General features: G+C 64.1%; 20 protein-coding genes, 1 tRNA gene and 1 pseudogene. 19 read left to right on the top strand and 3 right to left on the bottom strand.

The features are described from left to right. Nucleotides 1-13: 13 nt before the first annotated feature. From JMJ54_RS04865 to JMJ54_RS04780, 18 genes and pseudogenes are all read left to right on the top strand, one after another. Nucleotides 14-256: an oxidoreductase-like domain-containing protein gene (locus JMJ54_RS04865; RefSeq protein ID WP_203536798.1), complete on the top strand. Its 243-nt coding sequence runs from the start codon at nucleotides 14-16 to the stop codon at nucleotides 254-256. Further along, the gene (dacB, locus tag JMJ54_RS04860; protein ID WP_203536797.1) at nucleotides 253-1,680 is read left to right on the top strand and encodes a D-alanyl-D-alanine carboxypeptidase/D-alanyl-D-alanine endopeptidase; all 1,428 of its coding nucleotides are present in this window, start codon (nucleotides 253-255) and stop codon (nucleotides 1,678-1,680) included. The genes JMJ54_RS04865 and dacB overlap by 4 nt, the downstream gene beginning before the upstream one ends. An 883-nt stretch (nucleotides 1,681-2,563) precedes the next feature. Further along, nucleotides 2,564-2,677, top strand: a pseudogene (locus JMJ54_RS19600) (PEP-CTERM sorting domain-containing protein); the annotation flags it as partial. 168 nt (nucleotides 2,678-2,845) lie between these two features. Continuing rightward, nucleotides 2,846-3,991 carry a porin family protein gene (locus JMJ54_RS04850; protein ID WP_203536795.1) on the top strand — a complete coding sequence of 382 codons (1,146 nt, stop codon included), beginning with the start codon at nucleotides 2,846-2,848 and terminating at the stop codon, nucleotides 3,989-3,991. Nucleotides 3,992-4,031: 40 nt separating this feature from the next. Then, nucleotides 4,032-5,513, top strand: coding sequence for an undecaprenyl-phosphate glucose phosphotransferase (locus JMJ54_RS04845; RefSeq protein ID WP_238999856.1), 1,482 nt, complete (start codon nucleotides 4,032-4,034; stop codon nucleotides 5,511-5,513). Nucleotides 5,514-5,528: 15 nt separating this feature from the next. Beyond that, nucleotides 5,529-6,398, top strand: a complete 870-nt coding sequence (locus JMJ54_RS04840; RefSeq protein ID WP_203536794.1) for an EpsD family peptidyl-prolyl cis-trans isomerase — start codon at nucleotides 5,529-5,531, stop codon at nucleotides 6,396-6,398. After that, nucleotides 6,398-7,174 (top strand): SLBB domain-containing protein, encoded by a 777-nt coding sequence (locus JMJ54_RS04835; RefSeq protein WP_203536793.1) that lies wholly within the window; start codon nucleotides 6,398-6,400, stop codon nucleotides 7,172-7,174. Before JMJ54_RS04840 ends, JMJ54_RS04835 begins: the two co-directional genes overlap by 1 nt. Nucleotides 7,175-7,190: 16 nt before the next feature. Then, nucleotides 7,191-8,531 carry a chain length determinant protein EpsF gene (gene epsF / locus JMJ54_RS04830; RefSeq protein WP_203536792.1) on the top strand — a complete coding sequence of 447 codons (1,341 nt, stop codon included), beginning with the start codon at nucleotides 7,191-7,193 and terminating at the stop codon, nucleotides 8,529-8,531. Nucleotides 8,532-8,548: 17 nt separating this feature from the next. After that, nucleotides 8,549-9,421 (top strand): CpsD/CapB family tyrosine-protein kinase, encoded by an 873-nt coding sequence (locus tag JMJ54_RS04825; protein WP_203536791.1) that lies wholly within the window; start codon nucleotides 8,549-8,551, stop codon nucleotides 9,419-9,421. Beyond that, nucleotides 9,414-10,283, top strand: coding sequence for an exosortase B (gene xrtB / locus JMJ54_RS04820; RefSeq protein WP_203536790.1), 870 nt, complete (start codon nucleotides 9,414-9,416; stop codon nucleotides 10,281-10,283). Before JMJ54_RS04825 ends, xrtB begins: the two co-directional genes overlap by 8 nt. Then, a complete protein-coding gene (epsI, locus tag JMJ54_RS04815; protein WP_203536789.1) occupies nucleotides 10,280-10,978 on the top strand; it encodes an exosortase-associated protein EpsI, B-type in 699 nt (232 codons plus the stop codon). The genes xrtB and epsI overlap by 4 nt, the downstream gene beginning before the upstream one ends. Then, the gene (locus JMJ54_RS04810) at nucleotides 10,971-12,452 is read left to right on the top strand and encodes a hypothetical protein (RefSeq protein ID WP_203536788.1); all 1,482 of its coding nucleotides are present in this window, start codon (nucleotides 10,971-10,973) and stop codon (nucleotides 12,450-12,452) included. Before epsI ends, JMJ54_RS04810 begins: the two co-directional genes overlap by 8 nt. Then, nucleotides 12,442-13,164, top strand: a complete 723-nt coding sequence (locus JMJ54_RS19385; RefSeq protein WP_275411042.1) for an acyltransferase — start codon at nucleotides 12,442-12,444, stop codon at nucleotides 13,162-13,164. Before JMJ54_RS04810 ends, JMJ54_RS19385 begins: the two co-directional genes overlap by 11 nt. Continuing rightward, nucleotides 13,064-14,563 carry an oligosaccharide flippase family protein gene (locus JMJ54_RS04800; RefSeq protein WP_203536786.1) on the top strand — a complete coding sequence of 500 codons (1,500 nt, stop codon included), beginning with the start codon at nucleotides 13,064-13,066 and terminating at the stop codon, nucleotides 14,561-14,563. The genes JMJ54_RS19385 and JMJ54_RS04800 overlap by 101 nt, the downstream gene beginning before the upstream one ends. A gap of 118 nt (nucleotides 14,564-14,681) precedes the next feature. Beyond that, nucleotides 14,682-15,878, top strand: a complete 1,197-nt coding sequence (locus JMJ54_RS04795) for a glycosyltransferase (RefSeq protein WP_203536785.1) — start codon at nucleotides 14,682-14,684, stop codon at nucleotides 15,876-15,878. Further along, nucleotides 15,878-18,169 (top strand): hypothetical protein, encoded by a 2,292-nt coding sequence (locus JMJ54_RS04790; RefSeq protein WP_203536784.1) that lies wholly within the window; start codon nucleotides 15,878-15,880, stop codon nucleotides 18,167-18,169. The genes JMJ54_RS04795 and JMJ54_RS04790 overlap by 1 nt, the downstream gene beginning before the upstream one ends. 25 nt (nucleotides 18,170-18,194) lie before the next feature. Continuing rightward, nucleotides 18,195-19,460: a glycosyltransferase family 4 protein gene (locus JMJ54_RS04785; RefSeq protein WP_203536783.1), complete on the top strand. Its 1,266-nt coding sequence runs from the start codon at nucleotides 18,195-18,197 to the stop codon at nucleotides 19,458-19,460. Beyond that, nucleotides 19,457-20,545, top strand: a complete 1,089-nt coding sequence (locus JMJ54_RS04780) for a glycosyltransferase family 4 protein (RefSeq protein WP_203536782.1) — start codon at nucleotides 19,457-19,459, stop codon at nucleotides 20,543-20,545. The genes JMJ54_RS04785 and JMJ54_RS04780 overlap by 4 nt, the downstream gene beginning before the upstream one ends. Nucleotides 20,546-20,896: 351 nt before the next feature. On the opposite strand, the gene JMJ54_RS04775 is transcribed toward JMJ54_RS04780, so the two are convergent. The 3 genes from JMJ54_RS04775 to JMJ54_RS04765 all read right to left on the bottom strand — a co-directional run bounded on the left by JMJ54_RS04775 (nucleotide 20,897) and on the right by JMJ54_RS04765 (nucleotide 23,784). Next, nucleotides 20,897-20,986: transfer RNA gene (locus tag JMJ54_RS04775), tRNA-Ser, on the bottom strand. Between the two features lie 44 nt (nucleotides 20,987-21,030). Beyond that, on the bottom strand, nucleotides 21,031-22,545 hold the full coding sequence (locus JMJ54_RS04770) for a cyclic-di-GMP receptor FimW-related protein (RefSeq protein ID WP_203536781.1): 1,515 nt from the start codon (nucleotides 22,543-22,545) through the stop codon (nucleotides 21,031-21,033). A 60-nt stretch (nucleotides 22,546-22,605) separates the two neighbouring features. Next, complete coding sequence (locus JMJ54_RS04765; RefSeq protein ID WP_203536780.1) at nucleotides 22,606-23,784, bottom strand: pyridoxal phosphate-dependent aminotransferase; 1,179 nt, start codon at nucleotides 23,782-23,784, stop codon at nucleotides 22,606-22,608. A 127-nt stretch (nucleotides 23,785-23,911) separates the two neighbouring features. Here JMJ54_RS04765 and JMJ54_RS04760 point away from each other — a divergent pair, with 127 nt between their 5' ends. After that, a complete protein-coding gene (locus JMJ54_RS04760) occupies nucleotides 23,912-25,516 on the top strand; it encodes an ABC-F family ATPase (RefSeq protein WP_203536779.1) in 1,605 nt (534 codons plus the stop codon). The last annotated feature ends 66 nt before the right edge of the window (nucleotides 25,517-25,582 follow it).

Below are 25,582 nucleotides of genomic sequence, written 5' to 3'. Positions count from 1 at the left end.
CGGATTCTAACAGATGCCTACTCCGTCCAATCAGCCCGCAGACAATCAGCCCGCAGACAATCAACACCTCCCCGGTTTTCCCGCCGACGATCCACCTCCCGAGCCGCCGTTCGAACCGGCGCTGGAAGAGTGCTGCGGCAGCGGTTGCGAGCCCTGTATCTTCGATACCTACGCCGAAGCCCTGCATGCGTATCGCCGCGAACGTGCGGCCTGGTTGCAACGTCACCCCGAATTCAAGGATCTGCCGAGCCGATGAAACGCCTCCTGTTTTCGTTGTTGTTGTTCAGCGGTGCCGCGCACGCGGCTTTGCCGGCCGAGGTCGACGCCGCGCTGCTCAAGGCCGGCGTGCCGGCATCGGCGCTGGGTGTGGCGATCCTGCCGGTCGACGGCGGCCCGGCCGTGCTGCTCGAGAATGCCGGCCGACCGATGAATCCGGCATCGACGATGAAGCTGGTGACGACATGGTCTGCGCTCAATCTGCTCGGTCCGGCCTACAGCTGGAAGACACAGTTGCTGGCGGATGCGCCGGTCGTGAACGGCGTGCTGGGCGGGCCGCTGTACCTGAAGGGCAGCGGCGACCCCAAGCTGACGTTCGAGCGGATGTGGCTGCTGGTGCGCGAGCTGCGGGCGGCCGGCGTCACCGATTTGCGTGGTGATCTGGTCCTTGATCGCAGTGCGTTCAAGCTGCCGGCAACGACGTCACCGTTCGACGACGACAGCGACGAGGGTGGCCAGCCGTATCTGGTGACGCCCGACGCGCTGGTCAGCAACTTCGGCAGCGCGCGACTGATGCTGCGCAGCGACGGCAACGCCGTGCGCGCGACGCTCGAACCGGCGCTGGCAGCGGTAAAGCTCGACAGCACGGTCAAGCTGGCGCCAAACGCCAGTTGTGCGGCATGGAAGGACGGCGTCCAGCTGCGGCTCGACGACGCCGGCCAGTCGGCCAGCGTGCAGGTTGCGGGCCGCTTTCCGCCGGACTGCGCCGGCGACCGTTACTTTGCCGTGCTCGACGCCAGATCGTACACGGCCAGCCTGTTCCGCTCGCTGTGGCAGGAGCAGGGGGGGCGGTTTACCGGTCAGGTGCGTGACGGAACAACACCGGTTCAGGCCAAAGTGCTGGCGACCAGCGTCTCGCCGCCGCTGACCGAAATGGTTCGCGACATCAACAAGTTCAGCAACAACCTGATGGCGCGGCAGTTGTTCCTGACCCTGGGCGCCACGGCGCCGGACCCGGCCACCGACACCATCGCTGCCGCCGATTTCCGCGTGCGCGACTGGCTGCGACAGCAAGGGCTGGCGATGAGCGAGCTGCATCTGGAGAACGGTGCCGGCCTGTCGCGGGTCGAGCGGATCAGTGCCGAACACCTTGGCCAGATGCTGGTGTCGGCTTACCGCAGCCCGCTGGCGCCGGAGTTCATTTCGTCGCTGCCCATCGTCGGTATCGATGGCACGATGCGCAAACGGCTGAAAAACGAAGCCGGTGCGGCGCACATCAAAACCGGCACGCTCAAGAACGTCCGTGCGGTTGCCGGCTATGTCAGGGATGCGCAAGGCCATGACTGGGCTGTGGTCGCCCTGGTCAATCATCCCAAAGCTCCGGGGGCGATGCCCGTACTGGATAGCCTGTTGCGTTGGGTGACGACGCGTTCCACGGCGGAACTGGCTTCCTTACGAAACTGAAAAGCTGCTGGCGCCGTCGCCGCGCTATTGCCCGTATTCCGCTTCCCTTCATAAAGCCAAATGGCGCGTCGAATTTGCACGTTCGACGCGCTTTTTTTGGTCAATTCGCCCCTTACCGGTCCCGTACCAGCATTTTGAAATCAGCGCTCAATCCTGCTGAGGTGGCTGCTCGTCTTACATGTCAGCGCGATTGCCTGCATCGGGTTTTCGAATTGAAACATTTTTGCTGTGGCTTATTCAGCGTCAGCGCTTCAACTGGTGCAATGCGAATTGACGTGCAATCAATTCGTATTTCGTAGTGATTATTTTTTCATTACGAAATGACTGCAATATCACCGCCAACCCAAGTAATGCGCGACTCTCCATGCAATTCCTAATATAAGCCAATGTTGATTTATTGATTCGTCATTGAACTGAAACCGGGCACATGGCATTCTCCGCGGCACAAAAGCAATAAATTTTTAAGTATTGAATCAGATATGTGTAATTAATGTTTTCCTTATATAAGGAGTTTGCCATGGATGGTTTGAAAGCCGTTGCCGCAGTGACGATGTTTCTTGCTGCTGGCCTGAGCCACGCCGCATTCAGCAAAACCTATGACATTGGTGCTGCACCGCTGTCGGCTCAGGACACGTTCACCGTGACCGGTCCGTCCAGGCTCACCTTCGATCTGACCCCGGTCAGCGCGACGGGCAGCCTGGCCAACCTGTTTGCCGTGAACTATCAACTGGCCCCGATCGGCCAACTGCTGGGCCTCCAGCAGCTGATCTTCAACCCGGGTACACGCAGCTACTCCGGCAGCTTCAACCTGCCGACCGCTGGTACTTACTCGTCGTTCTTCGCCGTGACCAAGGATGCCAACTGGCTTGGCACGCTGAAGCTCAACGTCGCGCCGGTGCCGGAACCCGAAACCTACGCACTGATGGGCGCTGGCCTGCTGGGCGTGCTGTTGTCGCGTCGTCGCAAGCAACGCAGCACTGCCGCACTCGCGGTCTGATGCGGGTCTAGCGGACGGTGCGGGCCGGTGACGGTCCGTACCGTTCTTCGGCAAGGTCGGGATGAGCAAGGCGTGCCACGGCGCGCAAGCAAGGGTTTCAGGGGCGGTGACATTTTGGGCGTAGCGAGGTTCGAGCGTCGGTGGTGCGCGGCGGGCCGTATCGCCGTGATGACCGCCGGATTGATGCTGGTATCAGGTGTGGCGGCCTATGGCGCCGTCGATGAAACCGATCCGCTGATCCTCTATGCCGATGTTTCCACGCTGTCCGACAGCAACGTGTTCCGGCTCGCCGACAGCGTGCCGGCCGAGCAGTACGGCGGCAGCAAATCCGACGTGATCGTCGACCCGAGCGTCGGCGTGCGGATGAACCGGCCGGTTTCGCGCCAGCAATTGCTGCTTGATGCGCAGCTGTCCCGGCCGACGTACCTGCGGCATCGGCAGCTCGACTATGTCGGCTGGCAAGGGCTGCTGGGGTGGGACTGGCAATGGGGCAATGCGTGGTCGGGGCGTCTGGCTTACCGCGATTCGCGCACGCTGTCCGAATTCGAAGACGTGATGCTGGGGATCAAGGATCTGGTCCGGCAGCAGGGTGGGGATCTGAGCGCTGCGTACGTGCTGACGTCGGACTGGGCGCTGCTGGCTTCGCTGGCGAGCAGCCAGCAGCGGCATGACCAGCGACGCTACCTCGATCTGCAGCAGGACAACGCCGGCGGTGGCGTGCGCTACCGCAGCGGCTTGGGGAGCGAAGTGACGGCGCGGCTCGATTACTCGCGGATTGCGTATCGCGAGGACCTGCTGCTGATGCCGGCCGACGAACGCGGATACCGCCAGTGGGTGGCCCAGCTTGGCGTTGTCTGGCCGATCAGCGCCAAGACCCGGCTGGAAGGCGGCTACGGCTGGACGAGCTGGAAGTATCAGGCCGAAACCGACTGGCAGCGCAGCCCGACCGGCAATGTCGCGCTGTCGTGGCAGGCAAGCGCGAAAACCAGGCTGTACGCCGACTACCGGCGTGCATTCGAGGCGCCGGGGCAGAACATCGGCCGCAACCTGATCGAAGGGTATGGCGTCGGCGCGGAGTGGCAGGCGAGTGAACGGATCGGCGTCGATGCATCGTGGCGACGCGAGGACAAGCAGGTGCGTCAGGTGCTGGCGTACAGCCAGACAACCGACTACTTGCATCTTGGTTTGAAGTACCAGCCGGACCCGGCACTGCAGTTGTCGGTCTACGGCCAGCATCAGGCGCGCGATTCGCAATTGCCGCTCAACGACTATCGCGCGGTACAGGCCGGCATCGACCTGAGGCTGCAGTTTTGAATGCAAGAGGATGGAAAGTGGAATTGACGGGGGTGGATGCATGAGCCATTTGGATCCGCAGTTGCAGCAGGCCGGTATCGCAGCGATCGACGATGCGCCGATGCCGCCGCGCGTGTCGTCGCTGAACAACCGCTTCAGCGAGTTCGTCAACGCCGCACCGCTGGTGAGCGTGTTCAAGTCCTTCGTCGATCCGGTCGTGGTTGTCGCGGTGCTTTACCTGCTGTCGATTCCATTCCAGGTCGCGTTCGACGGCTACACCTGCGTGCTGGCCGCATTCGGTTTCCTGTTGTCGGCGCAGGTGCTCGACGGCCTGTTCCTTTTCGTGCCCGGACACGAACGTCCGCTGTTCGGACTGGGCCGCTTCGCCGTGCAGTGGCTGTTCATCTGCGTGACGCTGACCCTGCTCGGCTGGGTCTCCGGCTTTGCCGCCTATTTCCATCCGCCGTTCATCCTCGCCTGGTTCGTGCTCGCGCCGGCGGCGCTGATCGGCGTGCATGCACTGTTCCGGCCGATCTTCTTCCTGCCGCGTGATTCGGTGGAAACGCAGCGGCGCGCGGTCGTCATCGGCGCCAACCGCCCCGGCGTGGCGCTGGCCGAAGCGCTGCAGACCGATCCGCTGCACCGGATCAACTGGCTCGGCTATTTCGACGACCGCGAACTGGCCCGCCTGCCGGGCGTCAAGGCGTCGCGGCTGCTTGGCACGCTGCGTGACCTGCCGAGTTACGTGCGCCACCACGGCGTACACAACATCTACATCTCGCTGCCGATGAGCTCGCAACCGCGCGTGCTGGCGATGCTGGACGCGCTGAGCGATTCGACGGCATCGATCTACTTCGTGCCGGACCTGTTCGTGTTCGACCTGATCCAGGCGCGCTTCGACCACGTCGCCGGGATTCCGGTGGTCGCCGTCTGCGAAAGCCCGTTCATGGGGCTGCGCGGCGTACTCAAGCGGTTTTCCGATCTTGTGCTCGCACTGCTGATCCTGGCGCTGATCTGGCCGGTGATGCTCGGTGTCGCGATCGCCGTGAAGCTGACCTCGCCCGGGCCGGTGCTGTTCAAACAGCGCCGTTACGGTGCCGATGGCGAGAGCATCCTCGTCTACAAGTTCCGCTCGATGACGGTGATGGAGGACGGCGACAAGGTCGTCCAGGCCACCAAGCAGGACCAGCGCTTCACGCCGATCGGCGGCTTCCTGCGCCGCAGCTCGCTCGACGAGCTGCCGCAGTTCATCAACGTGCTGCAGGGACGGATGAGCGTGGTCGGACCGCGTCCGCATGCCAACGCCCACAACGAGCAATACCGGTCGCTGATCAAGGGTTACATGATGCGCCACAAGGTCAAGCCGGGCATCACCGGCTGGGCGCAGGTCAACGGTTTCCGCGGTGAGACCGACACGCTGGAAAAGATGCAGCGCCGCATCGAGTTCGACCTTGATTACCTGCGCAACTGGTCGATCTGGCTCGACCTCAAGATCGTCGCAAAAACGGCCTCGTCGATGGCCGGCGACAAGAACGCCTACTGACAAAGAGACCGACAGATGAAAACGCTGTACAGGAACACCGCGGTACTGGCCGCGATCGTGCTCGGGCTGACCGCATGCAAGGACGACGGCGAGAAAAAATCGCCGAGTCAGGTTGTCGCCCGTGTCGGCGATGCCGAAATCACCGTGCACCAGCTGAACTACCTGCTGGCACAGCAGGCCAATCCGGGCGATGCGGCGGTCAAGCAGAGGGTGCTCGACGGGCTGGTCGATCAGGAGCTGCTGGTGCAAAAGGCCGTCGAGCTCAAGCTCGATCGCGACCCGGACGTGGTCCAGGCGGTCGAGGCGGCGCGCCGGCAAATCCTTGCCCGTGCGGCGGCCGAACGCGAGATCGGCAAGCCGGCCGAACCGGCACAGGCGCAGATCGACGCTTTCTATGCCGCGCATCCGCAGCTGTTCGCCGAACGCAAACTGTACGACTTCGCCGTGTTCGCGCTGGCCGCGAACGCGCTCAAGCCCGAAATCGAACAGGCGCTGCAACACGCGCGCAACGCCGCCGAGACGGCGGCGGTGCTGCAGCAGGCTGGCGTCAACGCGCAGCCGGCCGAGTCGCAGAAGGCGCCCGAGCAGCTGCCGTTGCCGCTGTTGCCGAAAGTCGCCGCGATGAAGAACGGCGACATCATTGCCGTGCCCGATGGTGACAAGGTGCTGCTGCTGCAGCTGAAGGGCAGTACGCCGGCGGCGCTGCAGGCGGCCGAAGTCCAGGGGGCGATCAAGCAGTACCTGCTCGTCGAGCAGGGAGGCGCGCGCGAGGACAGCAAGCTCAAGGCGCTGCGCGGCGCGACCAAGATCGAATACCTGCAACGCTTTGCCACCGCCGATGGCAAGGACGAGTCGCTGAAGTCCGGCCTGCAGGGGTTGAACTGATGCTGCGCTACCTGTGGTTGGGCGTTTTGCTGCTGGTCGCGACGGCCGGTGCAGAGTTGCGCGGCGAGTACCGGCTCGGCCCCGGCGATGTGGTCAAGGTGTCGGTCTACGACCACCCGGATCTGCTGACCGAAGCACAGCTGACGCAGAACGGCGAACTGAATTTTCCGCTGATCGGCAAGATCGCCGCCGGCGGCCGCTCGTTCACCGAGGTCGAGCAGCTGATCGCCCGCAAGCTGGGCGATGGCGGTTTCATCCGGAACGCGCAGGTCAATGTGCTGATCGCGCAATACCGCAGCCAGCGCGTGTCGGTGCTCGGCGAGGTCAGCCGCCCGGGCCGCTACGCGCTCGAGAACGACGCCGATGTGGTCGAGATGATCGCCACTGCCGGCGGCATCGGTGCCACCGGTGGTGACCGGCTGGTGCTGGTGCGCGGTGAGACGCGACAGGAGCTGCTGCTGTCGACGCTGCTGTCGGCGCAACGCGCCGGCGACGCGGTGCCGCGCGTCCGCAACGGCGACGTCGTCTTCGTGCCGCGCATGCAGCAGGTTTACGTCTATGGCGAGGTCAACCGTCCGGGCAGCTTCCGCCTCGAAGAGCGGATGACCGTGATGCAGGCGATTGCCAGCGCCGGCGGCTACAACCCGCGCGCATCCAGACGCAGTATCGAAATCCACCGCCGCCAGGCCGACGGCAGCGTGGCCGAAGTGTCGCCGAAGCTGACCGACGCGGTGCTCGACAACGACGTGATCTACGTCCAGGAAAGCCTGTTCTGACCATGAGAAACGCCCGATGAAATTCGAACAGTTCTGGAACATCCTGCGCGCCCGCAAGTGGATTGCACTGGCGGTACTGTCGCTGGTCGTGCTGTCGGCGCTCGCGGTCAGCCTGCTGCTGCCCAAGCAGTACAGTGCGGCCTCGGTCGTCGCCGTCGACATCAAGGCCAATGATCCGGTGACCGGCCAGCCCGTTGTCGGTTATCTGGCGCCGAGCTTCATGGCGACGCAGGTCGACATCATCGCCAGCCAGAACACCGCGCTGAAAGTCGTCGATGCACTGGGTTTCGCCAACCTGCCCGAGGCGCGCAGCCGCTTCCTTGCCGAAACCGGTGGCCACGGCGACATCCGGCACTGGTTTGCCGAAACGCTGCTGAAGCATCTCGACGTCAAGCCGAGCCGCGACAGCAACGTCATCAACGTCGGCTATACCGCGACCGAACCGCGCTTTGCCGCGACGCTGGCCAATGCCTTCGTCCAGGCCTATGTCCGCACGACGGTCGAGATCAAGACCGCTGCGGCGCAGCAGAACAACCAGTTCTTCCAGAGCCAGCTCAAGGGCCTGCAGGCCAACGTCGCGCAGACGCAGCAGCGCCTGTCGGACTACCAGCAGCAGCAGGGCATCGTGGCGACCGACGAGCGTCTGGACATCGAAACGCAAAGGCTCAACGAGATCGCCAGCCAGCTCGTCGGCGTGCAGTCGCTGACCTACGACGCGCAGTCGCGTGCGCGCGGCGGCGCGGCGGCGCCCGACGTGCTGAACAACCCGCTGATCCAGCAGCTGAAGAACCAGCTGGCGCAGCAGGAGGCCAAGCTCAAGGAGCAGGCGGAAAAGAACGGCCCCAATCATCCGCACTACCTGCAGGCCAGGGCCGAGGTCGAGGCGACCCGCGCGCAGCTCAACCAGCTGCTGGCGCAGTACGCGTCGGGCCTGTCCGGCGCGGCCGGCAACTCGGCCGCACGGCAGGGCGCGCTGCAGCAGGCACTGGCGGCGCAGAAGGCGAGGGTGCTCGAGCTGAAGTCGCAGCGATCGGGGCTGGAAATCCTCAAGCGCGACGTCGAAAACGCCCAGCGCGCCTATGACCAGGCGCTGCAGCGGACGTCGCAGACGATGCTGGAAAGCCGCTCGGATCAGGCCAACATCATCGTGCTGCGCAGCGCGACCGAGCCCGATCGCCCGTCGGGACCACGGGTGCTGCTCAACGTCGCACTGGCGATCGTGCTCGGCCTGCTGCTGGCGGTGGTGACCGCGCTCGGCGTCGAGCTGGCCGACCGGCGCATCCGCGCCCGCGCCGATATCGAGGACGCGCTCGGCATCGACATCCTCGCAACCATTCCGACGCTGAAACTGCAGTGATCCTGGCGGAGCAGAACATGAATCAAGCGGTACGTTTGCCCCTTCCGACCGACAAGGGTGTCCAGGGCGGGCTGATCGGCCAGATCCTGCTGGCGCAGCACAAGATCGGCATTGCCGACCTGCCGCTGATTGCCGAGTGCCAGCGAGAACACGGCCTGCGTTTCGGCGAGGCGGCGATCCGGCTGGGGATGGTCGGCAGCGACGACATCCAGACCGCGCTGTCGGAGCAGTTCGACTTCCCGGTACTGGGCGCCAGCGCCGGCGTCGACCGTCAGGTCGTCTGCGCCTACGACCCGTATTCGCCGCAAGCCGAAGCGGTGCGCGGCGCGCGGACCCAGTTGCTGCTGCACTGGCTCGACGGCACGCGCAAGCAGGTCGCCATCGTGCCGGCCGACGACGACGGCAGCCATGGCGAGGCCTTTGCAGCCAATCTGGCCGTGGCGCTGGCACAGCTGTCGCAGCAGGTGCTGCTGATCGACGCCAACCTGCGTCGGCCGACTCAGCACGCGCTGTTCGACGTCGCACCGGGGCAGGGGCTGGCCGATTGCCTTGCGGCGCGGGCGTCGTGGCATGAGGTGATCCGTACCGTGGACGGCATCGACAACCTGCAGCTGTTGCAGGGCGGGACGATCGCGCCGAATCCGCAGGAGCTGCTCTCCAAACCGGCATTTGCAGAACTGCTGCACCAGGCCGGCGAGCGCTATGACGCGGTGATCGTCGTCAGCGCCGCGCCGGCGCAGGCATCGGACATGCACCTCGTCGCCACGCGTGCGCGCGGTGTGGTGCTCGTCGCCAAGCGCAATCACACCCGGCTGAAACCGTTGCTGAATACCAAGGCGCAGCTGCAGGCCGCCGGCGTTCACCTGATCGGCGCGGTGCTTCATGATTGAGGTGCTGCGACGCTGGCCGGCCCGGGTGAACTGGGCGCTGGCCGTTCCGGTCGCGATCGGCCTGTTGCTGATGTACGCTCCGCTGTACCGCGAGTTGCTGGCTGGCCCGTGGCAGACCGATGATCAGGCGCACGGCCCCTTCATCGTCCTGATCAGCGTCTGGTTGCTGGCCCGCGTCGTCGCGCAGGGGCCGTTGCCGACCGGTGCGGCGCGGCCTTGGTCGGGCAACGCCGTGTTCGGATTCGGCCTGCTGCTCTACGTGGTCTGCAAATCGCAGGACATCCTGTTTCTGGCGCTGTTCTCGCAGTTCTTCGTCGCGGCCGGTCTGGCCTTGGTGCTTGGTGGCTGGCCCTGCTTGCGCGTCCTGGCGTTTCCGCTGTTTTTCCTGCTGTTCAGCGCGCCGCTGCCCGGTGCGCTGGTCGATGCGCTGACCGGGCCGCTCAAGCACTTCATTTCGGGCATCGCCGAGCAGGTGCTGTATGCGGCCGGCCTGCCGGTGACGCGCAGCGGCGTCATCCTCTATGTCGGCCCGTACCAGTTGCTGGTTGCCGACGCGTGCGCCGGCCTGCACTCGCTGTTCTCGCTCAGTGCGCTGACCTGCCTTTACCTGTATCTGCAGCAGTACGCGAGCCGCTGGCGCAATGCGCTGCTGCTGGCGCTGGCCATTCCGGTTGCCATTGCGGCCAATCTGATCCGCGTCCTGCTGCTGGTGCTGATTACCTATTACCTGGGGGACGCCGCCGGCCAGGGCTTCATGCACGGGCTGGCCGGAATGGTGATGTTCGGCAGCGCGCTGTTGCTGATTTTTGCCGCCGATGGCGTGCTCGGCCGGCTGTGGCGAAAGCGGGAGGCCCGGACATGACACGCAAGCATCTCGCAATGGCATGGCTGATGGCTGCATTGATGGCCGCTGCCGCCATTGCCGCAGCCCAGCTCCGGCCGACCCGCGCGTTGCGCGAGCTGCCGCAGCAGTGGCTCGAACAGGCGGTGCCGGCCCAGTTCGGCCAGTGGAAAATCGACGCCAGCGTGGTACCGGTTGCACCCGATCCAGCCGTCCAGGCTGCGGTCGACAAGATCTACACCGACGTGCTCAGCCGGACCTACATCAACGACCGGGGCGAACGGATGATGTTGCTGATCGCTTACGGCAAGCGGCAGAACGACAGCCTGCGCGTGCACCAGCCCGAAGGCTGCTACGGCGGGCAGGGATTCGTTGTCGGTCCGGCGCACCTGACCCGTGTCGATGTCGCCGGCGCCACGCTGCCGGTCCGGCGGCTGGTTGCGACCCAAGGCTTGCGCGTCGAGCCGATCACCTACTGGATGACGGTCGGTGACGATCTGGTCCTGACCGGCTGGGAGGCCAAACGCGCCCAGCTTGCGGCCGGCCTGCGCGGCTACCTGCCCGACGGCCTGCTGTTTCGGGTGTCGTCGATCGACCCGAATGCCGGCACCAGTGCCGAGGCGGCCTACCGGGCACAGCAGGACTTCCTCGACCAGCTGCTTGTTGCAACGCCGGCGCCGGCCCGCGCCATTCTGACCGGGCGCGCCGATGCCTAGCATCCTGAACTGGTCGCCGGCGCAGTTGCAGCGCGCCGCTGTGTGGACGACTGCGAGTGCCGCCATTGGGGGGCTGGCACTGCTACTCGGCGGGGCGATCGCAATCGGTTTTTACGCCGTGCCGGCCTTGCTCGTCGCGCTGCTGCTTGGCGGTGTCTTCCTGCAATTGCCTGACCGCTATGCGCTGCTGATGCTGATGGTGGTCGTGCTGTTTGTTCAGGGCGCGGTCGGCTACTACACCGGATTCACCAAGATATCGTGGCTGGCCTACGGGCTGGCCGGACTGTTTGCCGTCAAATTCGTGACCAAGCTGTTCGATAGCCGCCCACAGACAGGGGCGGGTTTTGCGGGCTGGATGTGGGCGCTGCTGGCATTTGCATCCATTGCAGGCATTGGCCTGCTGATCAACCGGCCCGCCCTGGCGCAGTTGATCGCCGGACTGAAGAACCAGTTTCCGTTCTGGATGGTGGCGCTTTACTTGCCGCTGGCCGGGCTGAATGACGCCGACTGGCGCGCGATCTGGCGGCTGATGCTGATCGTGCTGGTGTGCCAGGTGCCTTTCGTGTTCCACCAGCATTTTTTCATCGCTGCCGGCCGGAGCGTGATGGGCTGGGATGCCGTCGTCGGAACATTTGGCGGCAATCCGGAGGCGGGCGGGCTGAATGCGGTCATGGTGCTGTTTTGCATCATTTCCTTCGCCCTGGCGCTGAACCTTTATCTGCGGCAACAGCTTTCTGGCCGGCATTTCTCAGCCCTGCTTGTCTGCCTGTTGCTGGTCATCCTGCTTGGCGAGGTGAAAGCCGCGTTCTTCTGGTTGCCGGTCGCCATCCTGCTGGTTTTCGGCAGGGCAATATTGCGCAGCCCGGTGAAATTGCTGCTGGCCAGCGCCGGCATTGCCGTCTTCGTGCTCGGTGTCGGTTTCGTTTACGAGAAGCTGTACTGGAAGGATGTACCTCAGCGGGGGCTGGCCGAGAACGCCGAGCATTCCTTCGATTATTTTTTCGATCCGAACCTGATCGTCAGGGAAACCGGGGAAGTCAGCCGCGGTGCCGCGCTGGCGCTCTGGGCCAAGGACCCGCAGCACGACATCTATTCCGTACTGCTCGGTCGCGGTATTGCCGCCTCGATGGAAGGGGCGATTTCACGGGGTGAAGTCGCGCAGCGCTACTACCCCTACCACATCGGTGCGACGGCGCTGGCCATTCTGCTCTGGGATTACGGCGTACTGGGCACGCTGGCGTACCTGTCCATCCTGTTGCTCGCACTGGTGTCCCTGTTCCGGCAATTGCGTCCCGGGCAGGCCGATCCGGTGCGGCACGCCTATTTGTCCACTGCCCTGATCGCGCTGGTGCTGGTGGTCCTGACCATTCCATACAACAGCACCTTGATGAACGAGCCGGCAACGCAATTGCTGGTTGCGCTGGCTTGCGGCTATGCCGCATGGGGCAGCAAACGGAAGCAGAATGATGCGTAATCTCTTCAAGCGGCTGGTGTCGAAATGCCGGCGTGTCTGGGCCGAGTCCAGCAGCGAGCGCTATGTCGACTATCTGCGCAGCCGGGGTGCAAGGGTCGGCGACGGTGTGTTTGTCCGCGAGCCAAAGCGCGTGACCATCGATCTGACCCGTCCTTCCTTGCTGAAGATCGGCAACAACGTCCGGATCAATCGCGGTTTCCTGCTGCTGACCCACGGTTATGACTGGTACGTGCTGCGCAATCTTTTCGATGAGGTCTATGCGTCGTCCGGCCGGGTAACCATCGGCAGCAATGTGTTTTTCGGCTTCAATGTCACCGTCCTCAAGGGCATCGAGATCGGCGACAACTGCATTATCGGTACCGGCTCGGTCGTCACCCGCAGCATTCCGGCCAATTCGGTCGCGGCCGGCATTCCGGCCCGGGTGATCTGCTCGATTGACGAATACCGCGAAAAGCGGCGGATCGACTATGTCGTCGAGGCCAAGGACTATGCGCGCAGCATCGTCGAGGTTCACGGTCGGCGCCCGGTCCCGGGCGATTTCAGGGAAGAGTTCCCGCTGTTTCTGGACGGTGACCAGCTCCCCGACGACCTGCCGGTAGCGGCCCAGCTCGGTGATTCGCTCGCGGCTTATCAGCGCCGCCATCGCGCACCGTATGCCAGTTTCGATGCCTTCCTCGACGATTGCGATCTGCCGGCGGTGCGCAATGGCTGATACGCCGTTGATGGTCGTTGTCTGGTCGCTCGTCCGTACCTGGGGCGGGCGTATCACTTCCTTGCTGGTATTCCTTGTTCTGACGCGCTATCTGGCCCCGGCCGATATCGGTGTCGCGGCGCTGGTCAGTTCCATCGTCATGGTCGTTGCCGGCCTGACCGATATGGGCCTGGCCGAATACCTGATTTACAAATCGGACAGCGAGCGCGAGCGCAACCAGATTTTCTGGTTCCAATTGCTGGTGTCCGTCCTCGTCATGCTGCTGTTCGAGCTGGCGGTGCCGGCGATCTTGCGTTTGTCCGGTTACGCCGAGGCGGCGCAGGTGGCGCTGATGATGGGCGTGATGCTGCCGATCAATGCGCTGGCACGGGTTCAGGACGCATTGCAGCGCAAGGCCTTGCAGTACAAGGGCATGGCAATCCGGTCCCTGCTTGCGGTAGTGATTGCCGGCGTGGTCGGTTGCACGATGGCGGTCAACGGTTTCGGCTTCTGGAGCATTGCGGTCAAGCATTTGCTGGAAGTCGTGATCGTGGTGGCCCTGCTCTGGGGAATGAGCGACTGGCGGCCGAGCTGGCGCTTTTCCTGGGATGGATTCGCCGACGTTTTCCAGTATGGCCGTTCGATGATGGTGGGGCGTTGTGTCGAGGTTTTGACGACCTATTGCGACGATCTGATCGTCGGTTTTGCCTTGGGCAAGGTCGATCTCGGTTTTTATGCGGTCGGCAAGAAAATCTACCAGTTGCTGGTCGAAATGGTGATGTCGGCAGTCTCGCAGGCATCCGGCCCGCTCTTTGCCAATGCCAAGGCGAAAGGGGGGGATTTGCCACAAACGTATCTGCTGGCGTTGCGCTCGTCCTCGTGGGTCGTTTTGCCTTTCTTTGCTGCCGTCTATGCGGTTGCCGATACGGTTGTGCCCTTGCTGTTCGGCCAGATCTACGCCAATTCCGTCTGGATCGTTCGGGTTTATTGCCTGGTCGGCATGCTTTTGCCTTTCTGGCAGTTTGTCTGGTCGATCCTGATGGCCGCCGCCAATGCATCGGCCTATATGGTGTTTGCCATGATTCGGGCAGGGCTGACCGTGTCCCTGCTGTTGCTGGGATCGCTCTTCGGCCTGAAGGGGCTGGTCTGGTCGGCCTTGCTGATCGCGATTCTGCTTTCGATCTGCTCGCTCCATATCGTCAAGCGAAAAATCCGGCTCCGTTACGGAGAGCAGCTCGGTGCAATGCGCGCATCGCTGAATTCTCTGGTTTTCTTTGGTTTGCTTGCTTGGCCGATTGCCGTCTGGACGAATGGCCGTGTCGAACAGGCCTTGTCGTTGTTGCTGGCCATCTTGTTCATGGGTTTTGTGTTGTGGCGTTTTTATATCGAGTTTGTCGTCTCTGCGCGGGCTTCGCGATGAGACATTGCTTTGGCCATTCGGGTAGGGAGTTCGCGCTTGTCGTGCCCGCTTCCTTGCAGTATCGCGGCCGTCTCCGGCCGGATGTTTGCATCGTGCGTCCGGTGCAGGCGGTTGCAGCATGACCGTTCGCCTGATCCAGTTCGTGCCCGAAACACTGCCGACGCACCGGCCCGATGTACAGGCGCTGTTCGCGCGCTATCTGCCGCGGCTCGGCATCGGCAACGACATCGTCGGTTATGCGGCAGGCACGTCGGCGGCGCCAGCCTGGGACGGCGGCGAGTGCATCGCCGCCGGTGCGGGGAAGGGCAAGCTGGCGGCGCATCTGCATTTTGCCGTTGCGTTGCTGCGTGCGGGGGGCGGCCGTCGCCACAATGTGCTGCAGGTGCGCGACATGGTCTGGGCCGGTGCGCTGGGGCTGCTGCTCGCCAGACTGAGCGGCAAGCGCTTCTGCTACTGGATGTCGTTCCTGATGAGCGAAAGCCGGATGCGCCGTGCCCGCGACCGCAGCGAGAGCGTCGCCGGCTGGAAGCGGCCGCTGCTGTTCGCCAAGGGCTGGCTCGAATACCAGTTGCTGTACCGGCTGATCCTGCCGAATGCCGATCACGTGTTCACCCAGAGCGACGCGATGCGGGATTACGTCGCCGGCCGGGGAATATCGCCGGACCGGTTGTCGGCCGTACCGATGGGGGTCGACCTGGAGCGTGTCGCCGCGGTCACCCCGCGACGCTGGCCGGAATGGCCGGATGGCCCGGTGGTTTGCTATTTAGGGGCGCTCGACCGCCTGCGCGGCCTCGAAGTACTGGTCGATGCCATTGCGCAATTGCAGCAGGTGATGCCGGGCGTGCGCCTGTTGCTGATCGGCGACGGCTCGCATCCGCCGGAGCGTGCCTTTCTGGAGCAGCGGGCTGCCGAGCTCGGTGTTGCGGATCTGGTGCGTGTTACCGGCTGGTTGCCGAGCGAGCACGCATGGTCGCTGGTCGCCGGTTGCGATCTGGCGCTGTCCTACGTGCCGCGCGGGTTCCTGTTCGACGTGTCGTCGCCGACCAAACTTGCCGAATATCTGTCGATCGGCATGCCGTCCGTCGCCAATGATTCACCCGATCAGGCGGTGGTCCTCGGTGCCTCAAGCCGCGGCTGGCTGACCGACGGCACGCCGGAAGGGTTTGTCAAGTCAATTACTTTTGCATTACATCAGCCTGATGTTGCGCGATTGCGTGCGGCGGAGGGACGTGCCTACATTGAGCAGCATCGCAGCTACGCTCGTCTGGCGGAGGGAGTTGCAGCGATCTATTTCCGACTCGCTGGAGCTCAATGATGACGCGCTCGTTCCTCAAGGCAGCCTGTGTGCTCGCGATGGTGCAATTGCTCGGCTGCGGCAAGGGCCAGCCAGGCGTGGGGGGGACCGGTTCTTGGTTGCCGTCCGCCGTGGCTGCGCCACTTTCCACCGGCCCGGATGGCGTGTTCGGCGTGCCGCAGGACTGGCTGACCCTGAGCCTGCCCGAGCTGGCGATCCAGCCGGGCAGTGCACTGGATTTCAGCGGCCTTTTTCCGGGGCAGAAAATCGACGGGCCGATCCGCATCGATGCGGCCGGCCACTTCGTCAACAACGCCGGGCGTGTCCGTTTCAGCTGCGCGGGGGCCGGTTTCGGTACCCCGTACGGCGGATTTCCGGATCACGACAAGGCGCTGGCCTATGCCCGCCAGTTCCGGATGGCCGGGTACAACCTGGCGCGTTTCCATTTTACCGACGCCACCCTGATGTTCGGGCGCAAGCTCGATTTCGATTACGACCCCGAGCAGCTCGACCGTTTCTTCTTCCTCCTGAAGGCGCTGAAGGATCAGGGCATCTACTGGTACATCGACGCGATGACGTCGTGGAACGGCGCCAAGGGAGACGTGCAGCCGGACCGCTGGGTCGGCAAGTACACGCTGAAGGCGGACGTCCACGTCGACCCGGCTGCGCGCGAACACTGGCTCAATCTGCTCAAGACCCTGTATGGCCGTGTCAATCCGTATACCGGCGCGACCACGCTGGCCGACGACGCACTCGCCGGCGTGATCCAGGTCAACGAGGGCGGGCTGCATTTTCTGTCGATGGTCGGGCAGAAAATTCCGCTGTCGGTACGTCCCGGCCTGCGCGCGTGGCTGACGCAGCGCTATGCCGCCGACCCGGACCAGTTCGACGACGTCTGGGGACAGCCGTATTCGGCGATTGCCGACGATACGCTGGCCCTGCCCGATCCGGTCAGCAGCTCGCCTGCGATGACCGACGTGCTCGCCTATTTCAGCGAACGCGAGCGGGATACCGCCAGCTGGATGAGCGCGCGGCTGCGCGAACTCGGCTATCGCGGCCCGATCACCTCGTATGACAACAACCCGTCGCTGCAGGGCTGGCTCAGCCGGAACCAGTTCGACTGGGTCGACCTGCATGCCTACCACGGCGAACCGACGACCTTCGTCACCCCGGGCAGCGTTCTTGCCAACACCAGCTCGCTGGCATCGCGGTTGCGCTATTTCCAGCTGCTGGCGCAGAACCGCATTGCCGGCAAGCCGTTTACCGTCACCGAATACGGCCAGCCGTTCTGGAGCGAGTGGCGGCGCGAAGCCAGCCTTGTGATGCCGGCCTACGCCGCGCTGCAGGACTGGGATGCACTGTGCCAGCACGCCAACAACCCGGCCGAACTGCGCTATGACCGCAGCGACGGCTGGAATGTGGCACTGCGACCGTACTCGATCGGCTACGACCCGGTTTCCGTCATCGGTGAACGGCTGACGGCGCTGCTGTACCGGCGGGGCGACCTGAGTCCGGACGCACAGCGGATTCGTCTGGTGCTGAGCCAGAGCGCCAACGATGCGGCAACCTTCAAGTACTGGGGCGTGACCGACAGCTACGGCGAGATCGGCCTGCTGCGCGGCATCGAGTCGTCGGCGACGGCGCTGGATGCGCCCGGCGTCCTCAATGTCAATGTCGATTCGCCGTCGAACTTCAGTCTGGCCATGGCCGGCCTCGCGCGCCGCAGCGGCTTGGTGCCGGCGTCGCCGAAGGGCGGCATGGCTTCGCAACTGCCGGCCGACCAGTTGAACGACTCGCGTCCGATCGACGGCTTCTTCCGCAGCCCGGGCGGCCAGATCGTCACCGATACCGTTGCACGGACGATGACGGTGAATACGCCGCGCACCCAGGCGCTGCTGCTGCCGCAGGCCGGCGAGGCAGCGCCGACCGGCGTGTTCCGGCGGCTGCGCATCAACACGCCGATGCTGGTCGTGCTCTCGTCGCTCGACATGCAGCCGCTCGCCCAGACCGGCAAGGCCCTGCTGATGCTCGGCAGCGACGCACTCAACAGCAATATGGGCTTCGACGACGCAGGCCGGACGACGCTGCGCCGGCTTGGCAATTTCCCGCTGAAGATGCCGCCGTCGCAGGTCGCGCTGGGGCTTGATCTCGGGGCGGCGACCGGCGCCACTGCGACCGTGCTCGGCCTTGATGGCAGTGCCCAGCGCAATGTGCCGGTGTCGGTGCAGAACGGTGTGCTGACGTTCGAACTCGACGACGTCGCCGCCGCTTCGGACCCGACCGTCTACGTACAGCTGCAGATACAACGCTAGGAAGACAATATGACCGGAGAGCAAAGTGCCCACGCTGTTGGCCATCAATAACTACCACTATCGCCGCGGCGGCGCCGACGTCGTCTACCTCGAGCAGTCGCGGCTGCTGCGTGAGCAGGGCTGGCACGTGGCCGACTTTGCCATGCAGCACCCGAGCAATGAGGCGAGCGATTACGGTGATCATTTCGCCGAGGAAATCGAGTTCGGTCACGGTTACGGGGCGCTGACCAAGGCGCGCCACGCAGCAAAGATCATTTACTCGTTCGAATCGGCCGCCAAGCTTCGGCGGCTGATCGAGAAAGTGAAGCCGGACGTCGTGCACGCGCACAACGTCTACCATCACCTGTCGCCGTCGGTGCTCAAGGCCGCGCACGACTGCGGCGTGCCGGTGGTCCTGACCGCGCATGACCTCAAGCTGCTGTGCCCGGCGTACAGCATGCTCTCGCATGGTCAGGTCTGCGAGGACTGCAATTCCCGGGGCCGCAAGGCGCTGCTAGAAAAGCGCTGCATGAAGGGATCGCTGGCGCTGAGCGGGCTGATCTACCTCGAGTCGAGCCTGCATGACGCGCTGGGTCTGTACCGCAAGCACGTTGACCGGGTGATCTCGCCGAGCCGTTTCCTGATGAACAAGTTCAGCGAGTGGCAATGGGATGGCGCACCGCTGGCGCACGTGCCCAATTTTGCCGATGTCGGCGCGCTGCGGCCGCAGTACCAGCCCGGCCAGCACTTCGTTTATTTCGGTCGGCTCAGTCGCGAAAAAGGCCTGCTGACGCTGGTCGACGCCGTAGCCAAGGCCGGGGTCGAACTGTGGATGATCGGGACCGGCCCGCTTGAGGCCGAGCTGCAGCAACGCGTTGCCGAAACCGGGGCCAACGTGCGCTTCTGCGGCTTTCAGAAAGGCGAGGCGCTGTGGCAACTGGTCCGCGACAGCCGCGCGATCGTGCTGGCGTCGGAGTGCTACGAAAATGCGCCGCTGACCATCATCGAAGCCTACGCCTGTGGCAAGCCGGCCATCGGCGCGGCCATCGGCGGCATTCCGGAGCTGATCCGTCCGGGCGAGACCGGTGCGGTGTTCGAAAGCGGCAACAGTGACGACCTGGCACGTGTGCTGCGCGAGTACGCCCGGATGGACGACGCCGATGTCGCCGACCAAGGCCGTATGGCGCGGGCGTGGGCCGAGCAGGACTTTACCGTCGAACGCCACGTGTCACGGCTGTTGCAGGTTTATCGGGATATCGGTGTGAAACTGGATAGCGGGGAAGCGACGCGCGAAATGGAGTACGCAGCATGAAGGTGGCCATTGTGGGATTGCGCGGTTTTCCGGACGTGCAGGGCGGGGTCGAGCGCCACGTCGAATCGCTGGCGCCGTTGCTGGCGAGCCAGGGGGCCGAGGTCACGGTCTACGTGCGTGCACCGTACATGCGTCACGTGACGGAAGACCGCTGGCAAGGCGTGCGCTTTTGCCGGCTCTGGTCACCGGTCGGCAAATCGACCGAAACGCTGGTACATACACTGCTCGCGGTGTTTGCCGCGGCATGGCACCGCAACCGGGTGATCCATTTCCATGCGATCGGCCCGTCGTTCTTCGTTCCGCTGGCGCGACTGCTGGGCATGAAGGTGGTGATGACGCATCACGGCCAGGACTACCAGCGGCAGAAATGGGGGCGCGGCGCGCGGCTGTTCCTGCGTACCGCCGAACGCTTCGGCGTGCTCGGCGCACACCGGGTCATCGTGATCTCGCAGCAATTGCGCCGATGGATCGGTACGGGTTTCGGCAAGGAGGCCGTGCTGATCCCGAACGGCGTCACCGCGTTTCCTGAAGGCAGCGGCGACGCCGCTCTGCTGCCGGCGATGGGACTCGAGGCCGGGCGTTACATTCTGCATGTCGGCCGCTTCGTGCCGGAAAAGCGCCACCACGACCTGATCGACGCCTTCCTGCGCCAGCCACCGCCGGGATGGAAGCTCGCCTTTGCCGGCGCGGCCGACCACGACGACGAATACTCGGCATCGGTGCTCGAACGCACCGGCGACGACATCGTTTTTCTCGGCCGCAAGACCGCCACCGAACTCGCCAGCCTCTATGCGCATTGCGGCGTCTTCGTGCTGCCGTCGTCGCACGAAGGGCTGCCGATCGCTTTGCTCGAAGCGCTGAGCCTTGGTGCGCCGGCCATCGTCAGCGACATCGAGCCGCACGTCGAAATCCAGCTGCCGGACGAAAGCTACTTCCCGCTCGGGGACGTCGATGCACTGGCGGCGCGGATCACGCACTTTGCCCGATCAAATCGGCGCTGGAGTGACTGGGCTGATCGTGTTCGTCGCGAATACGACTGGCACGCAGTCGCCGGTCAGATCCATCGGGTCTACGCCGCGTTGTAACCCCGGTTCAAGTTATCGATTCTGTACCGGAGAAGGCCCTGATGATCAGGGCCTTTTTACATTGCCGGCTCCGGGACGATCACGCTCACTGACGTGACACGCGGCGACGATGAACCGCGAGAGAAGGAGGCGGGGAGCGTGCATTCAGGGCCGGAGAGCAAAGCGCCCGGACAGGCTTCAGTCCTGACGATGCGGGCCCCGAAGGTCGCCAGTGAAAACCTGGGGCAGTTTGGGGGTGGTAGAGGTGCGATCAATCTGCATTGTGCTGTCGGCATTGCGCCGGCAGGATTCGCCGAGAATCAAGCGATGGCTTGTGTTCGGCGAGATGAATGCAGATTGACGAGAAAGGGGTGGCGGAAGCGGTGAGATTCGAACTCACGGGGGACGTAAATCCCCGACGGTTTTCAAGACCGCTGCCTTAAACCACTCAGCCACGCTTCCAGCAAGCCGGCGATTCTACCAGAGGCGCCGGCGTCTGGCAGCACTCAGGCCGCAAGCTTTTCCAGAACGGCGAAACGCGTGATGGCGTTGTGTGGTGTTTGTTCGATCGCATCACCGAGGCGGATGCGGTAGCGCTTGTGCTGGGCGCCGAGACGGAACTCGCGATGATCGGCGTAGAAACCGTGCGGCAGCACCAGAAAGCGGCCCTGGTTCATGGCCGGATTTTCCGCTGCATACAGGCCGGTAAAACTGCGATCGCCGAGCAGGGGCGTCAGTTCGACCGCGACCGGATTGCTGGCCAGCGTTTCGATGCCCAGATCCACGGCGCCATCCGGTTTGCGCACGATCCGGCGCACGATGCCGAGACAGAAAGGGCGCTGCGTCAGCCCCTGTATGCCGAGCAGCTCGCCAACCTGCAGCTTGTCGTCGCCGACGCTGCGGCAGCGGATGCCGAGGCCGCTGACGCTCTCGTCGAGCAGTTCCCATTGCCGGGTCTTGCCCGTTGGCGCACTGCGCAGTGCCTGCGCCGCCTCTTCGAGTCCACGCCAGACGGTGATGGCTTGCCGGGCTGCGTGCCGCTCGTGCTTGCGTATGGGCGCCGGGGCGTCGCGAGACCAGCGTTCGGCCAGTGTATCGAGCAGGCCAATGCTGGCGGGCTGGGCGGATTCGTCGGGCAGGCCGTGCGTTGCCGGTGCGGCGCCGCCCAGCAGCGTGTCGCGAAGCTGGCGCATGTGCTGGGTCAGCGCGTCGGTCTGCCAGTAGCGCCAGTTTTCGCCGACCATGTCGCGACGCAGCCGTTTGGGCGGGGTCGAGCCGGCGAGGTTGACCGCATACAGTTGCTGCGTCGGGTGGATCTGGGTTTCCAGGCCGATCTGGCTGCTCCAGCGCTTCAGCCACTGTGCGGTCAGTTCGATCTGTTCGGGTTGCAGTTTCTCCGGGGCGGCCAGCGTCAGCATCAGCGCCTGCACGTACTCGCGCTCGGCGCTGGTGATTTCCTCGTCCGGATAGGGCTGGAGCGGTGCGCGTGCGCTGTTCAGCGTTTCGGCATACTGGTAGAGCCGGTGCAGCAGGCGCCAGCTTTGCGCATCGCTTTCCATATAGCGCAGTGCCGCCCACTTGTTGTGCTGGGCGGTGTAGATGAGGCCCCGAAGTGCACACAGCGGCAGACTGCGATGATCGAGTTGTCTGGTCTGCTGCGCCTGTTTCAGGCAGAGCCGGTAGGCGTCGGCCATTTCCCGCCAGAACGCCAGCAATGGCGGCAGGACCTGATGCGGTGCGGCGGTCTCGTCGATCAGCTGGCCACGGTAGATGGCGACCAGATGGGCTTGCAGCGCGCGGGCTTTTTCGTCGAGATAGGGCACCGTTTTCAGGCGCTCTTTCAGGCTGATGCCTGCATTGCCGTTCAGCTGGCGCAACGCCTGCACGATTTCGATCTGCGCCTGCAGGATGTCGCTCTCGGGCAACTCCTGCATCAGGACCGTGGCCGACTTGTAGTCGTAAACGCCTTCGCGTTCGCGGCGGCCCAGCAGGGCGCCAATCAACGCCTTGAAGTCGAACATGTTCTGCTCCGTTCCATCGCCCGAACCGGTCGGGCTGTTGCGTCAGTATGCGTGGTAAGACTAAGGAACCGACACCACTTTGGACAAGTATTGCTTACAAAATTGCGCCAGCCGGTCACACGCCTGCGCCAGCCGCTCGACCGGCTGGCTGTAGGCAAAACGCAGCATCGTCGGTGCCTGGCCGAAGTCGAGTCCCGGCGTGACGGCAACGGCTTCGTCCGCAAGCAGTCTGGCGGCAAAGGCGGCGGCGTCGTCGGTGAAGCGCGCCGCATCGACCCAGAGGTAGAACGCGCCCTCGGCCGGCGTGGCCTGTACGAGCCCGATTTCGGCCAGCCGGTCCGCGAGGTAGCGGCGGCGGACGTCGAGTTCCTGACGCCTTGCTTCCAGAATTGCCTGGGTCTCGGCCGAGAAAGCGGCCAGCGCGGCGTACTGCGCCGGCGTCGGCGGCGCGAGGAACAGGTTCTGCGCGAGTTTCTCCAGATCGGCGATGGCCCACTCGGGCGCCACCAGCCAACCCAGTCGCCAGCCCGTCATCTGGAAGTATTTCGAAAAGCTGTTGACGATGAAGACGTCGTCGGCGACCGAGAGCGCGGTCTCGTGCGGCCGGTCGTAGACCAGCCCCTGGTAGATTTCGTCGACGATCAGCGAGCCGCCGCGTTCGCGGCATGCGGCCGCCAGTGCGGTAATCTCCGACGGGGCGAGTACTGCCCCGGTCGGATTGGCCGGGCTGGCGACCAGCGCCGCAACGGCGCCCTCCGACCAGTGTGTGCCGATGTGCTCGGCGAGCAGCTGGTAGCGGGTGTCCGCACCGACCGGCACATTGACCGCCTTGCCTTCGAACAGCCGGACCAGATGACGGTTGCACGGGTAGCCCGGATCGGCGAGCAGCACCTCGTCGTCGCGATCGACCAGCAGGGCGAGGATCAGCTGCAGGGCACCCGAGGCCCCGGGAGTGACGATGATCCGGCGCGGGTCGATGCTCAGGCCGAAACGCTGTGCGTAGAAGCCGGCAATGGCCGCACGCAGCTGCGGCAGGCCACAGGCGCCGGTATAGAAGGTCTGGTGATTGGCGAGCGCGGCAATCCCTGCGTCGACGATCGGTTGCGGGGTCGGAAAATCGGGTTCGCCGACCTCGAGGTGGATGACATCACGACCGGCGGCTTCGAGCGCCTGCGCGTCGGCGAGGATGCGCATCACGTGAAAAGGGGCAATGTCGGCAAGGCGGGAAGCAGGGGGCATCTGTGGTAAAATCCGGCGAATTTCGCAGACCAATCAGGCACCTGGCGGGTGTCGGCGATCGGCTTGCAGGCAAGAATTCTAAATCGCTTCGGCCGCCGCTGGCGCGCCTCGACGGATATTTATACCCATGATCAGTACCGCAAACATCACCATGCAGTTCGGCGCCAAGCCGCTGTTTGAAAAAGTCAGTGTCAAATTCGGCGACGGCAACCGCTATGGCCTGATCGGCGCCAACGGCTGCGGCAAGTCGACCTTCATGAAGATTCTCGGCGGCGATCTCGAGCCGTCGGCGGGCAATGTCTCGCTCGAACCGGGCGTGCGTCTGGGCAAGCTGAAGCAGGACCAGTTCGCCTACGAAGACCAGCGCGTGATCGACGTGGTGATGCAGGGCCATATCGAGCTGTGGGCGGCGATTCACGAGCGCGATGCGATCTACGCCAACCTCGAGGCGACCGAAGAAGATTACATGCACGCGGCCGAACTCGAAGGCAAGGTCGCAGAATACGACGGCTACACCGCCGAAGCGCGCGCGGGTGCGCTGCTGCTGGGCGCCGGCATTCCGATCGAGCTGCACACCGGCCCGATGAGCGAAGTCGCACCGGGCTGGAAGCTGCGGGTACTGCTGGCACAGGCGCTGTTCAGCAACCCGGACGTACTGCTGCTCGACGAACCGACCAACAACCTGGACATCAACACGATCCGCTGGCTGGAAAACACGCTGAACCAGCGCGATTCGACCATGCTGATCATCTCGCACGATCGTCACTTCCTGAACCAGGTCTGCACCCACGTGGCCGACGTCGACTACGGCGAAATCCGCATTTATCCGGGCAACTACGACGACTACATGCTGGCGAGCACGCAGGCGCGCGAACGCCTGCTGGCCGACAACGCCAAGGCCAAGGACAAGGTCATCGAGCTGCAGGCCTTCGCCCAGCGCTTTGCCGCCAACAAGTCCAAGAGCCGTCAGGCCACGTCGCGCCTGAAGCTGGCCGACAAGATCAAGGACAATATGGTCGAGGTGAAGCCGTCGAGCCGGCAGAACCCGTACATCCGCTTCGACATCGACGACAAGCAGAAGCTGCACCGTCAGGCCTTCGAGGCGACCAATCTGTCCAAGTCCTTCGACAAGCCGCTGATCCAGAGCCTGTCGCTGATTTTCGAGGCCGGCCAGAAACTGGCGGTCATCGGCGGCAACGGCGTCGGCAAGTCGACACTGATGAAGCTGCTGGTCGACGTGCTCAAGCCTGACGCCGGTACGATCAAGTGGGCCGAGAAGGCCACGATCGGCTACTTTGCGCAGGACCACGAGGAAGACTTCGAGGAAGACGTCACCGTGTTCGACTGGCTCAAGCAGTGGGGCCAGCCGGGTGACGACGACCAGGTGATCCGCGGCATTCTCGGCAAGCTGCTGTTCGGCGGCGACGACGTGAAGAAGTCGGTCAAGGTGCTGTCGGGCGGCGAGAAGGGCCGGATGCTGTACGGCAAGCTGCTGCTCGAGAAGACCAATGTGCTGGTGATGGACGAACCGACCAACCACATGGACATGGAATCGATCGAGTCGCTGAACCTGGCGCTCGACCTGTACAAGGGCACGCTGATCTTCGTCTCGCACGACCGGACTTTCGTGTCGTCGCTGGCGACGCAGATTCTCGAACTCAACGGCGACGGTACGTTCACGCACTACCTCGGCGGTTACGAGGAATACCTCGAAAGCCGCGGCCTCGAGTAAAACCGGACTCGTTCGGCGGCATGCCCGCCGAGCGGAACCGTTTGCCGAGAACGATCAAAGGCCACC

The sequence above is a fragment of the Jeongeupia naejangsanensis genome (assembly GCF_016865585.1).
In the GTDB taxonomy this organism is placed as follows: Bacteria; Pseudomonadota; Gammaproteobacteria; order Burkholderiales; family Chitinibacteraceae; genus Jeongeupia; species Jeongeupia naejangsanensis.
The sequence above is the reverse complement of the archived record's forward strand: the minus strand, read 5'-3'. Positions and strand labels throughout refer to the sequence as shown.

What these genes read in the sequence shown, in the direction of transcription:
- JMJ54_RS04865 (WP_203536798.1), top strand. Translation starts at nt 14, where the DNA reads ATGCCTACTCCGTCCAATCAGCCCGCAGACAATCAGCCCGCAGACAAT.
- dacB (WP_203536797.1), top strand. Translation starts at nt 253, where the DNA reads ATGAAACGCCTCCTGTTTTCGTTGTTGTTGTTCAGCGGTGCCGCGCAC.
- JMJ54_RS04850 (WP_203536795.1), top strand. Translation starts at nt 2,846, where the DNA reads ATGACCGCCGGATTGATGCTGGTATCAGGTGTGGCGGCCTATGGCGCC.
- JMJ54_RS04845 (WP_238999856.1), top strand. Translation starts at nt 4,032, where the DNA reads ATGAGCCATTTGGATCCGCAGTTGCAGCAGGCCGGTATCGCAGCGATC.
- JMJ54_RS04840 (WP_203536794.1), top strand. Translation starts at nt 5,529, where the DNA reads ATGAAAACGCTGTACAGGAACACCGCGGTACTGGCCGCGATCGTGCTC.
- JMJ54_RS04835 (WP_203536793.1), top strand. Translation starts at nt 6,398, where the DNA reads ATGCTGCGCTACCTGTGGTTGGGCGTTTTGCTGCTGGTCGCGACGGCC.
- epsF (WP_203536792.1), top strand. Translation starts at nt 7,191, where the DNA reads ATGAAATTCGAACAGTTCTGGAACATCCTGCGCGCCCGCAAGTGGATT.
- JMJ54_RS04825 (WP_203536791.1), top strand. Translation starts at nt 8,549, where the DNA reads ATGAATCAAGCGGTACGTTTGCCCCTTCCGACCGACAAGGGTGTCCAG.
- xrtB (WP_203536790.1), top strand. Translation starts at nt 9,414, where the DNA reads ATGATTGAGGTGCTGCGACGCTGGCCGGCCCGGGTGAACTGGGCGCTG.
- epsI (WP_203536789.1), top strand. Translation starts at nt 10,280, where the DNA reads ATGACACGCAAGCATCTCGCAATGGCATGGCTGATGGCTGCATTGATG.
- JMJ54_RS04810 (WP_203536788.1), top strand. Translation starts at nt 10,971, where the DNA reads ATGCCTAGCATCCTGAACTGGTCGCCGGCGCAGTTGCAGCGCGCCGCT.
- JMJ54_RS19385 (WP_275411042.1), top strand. Translation starts at nt 12,442, where the DNA reads ATGATGCGTAATCTCTTCAAGCGGCTGGTGTCGAAATGCCGGCGTGTC.
- JMJ54_RS04795 (WP_203536785.1), top strand. Translation starts at nt 14,682, where the DNA reads ATGACCGTTCGCCTGATCCAGTTCGTGCCCGAAACACTGCCGACGCAC.
- JMJ54_RS04790 (WP_203536784.1), top strand. Translation starts at nt 15,878, where the DNA reads ATGACGCGCTCGTTCCTCAAGGCAGCCTGTGTGCTCGCGATGGTGCAA.
- JMJ54_RS04780 (WP_203536782.1), top strand. Translation starts at nt 19,457, where the DNA reads ATGAAGGTGGCCATTGTGGGATTGCGCGGTTTTCCGGACGTGCAGGGC.
- JMJ54_RS04770 (WP_203536781.1), bottom strand. Translation starts at nt 22,545, where the DNA reads ATGTTCGACTTCAAGGCGTTGATTGGCGCCCTGCTGGGCCGCCGCGAA.
- JMJ54_RS04765 (WP_203536780.1), bottom strand. Translation starts at nt 23,784, where the DNA reads ATGCCCCCTGCTTCCCGCCTTGCCGACATTGCCCCTTTTCACGTGATG.
- JMJ54_RS04760 (WP_203536779.1), top strand. Translation starts at nt 23,912, where the DNA reads ATGATCAGTACCGCAAACATCACCATGCAGTTCGGCGCCAAGCCGCTG.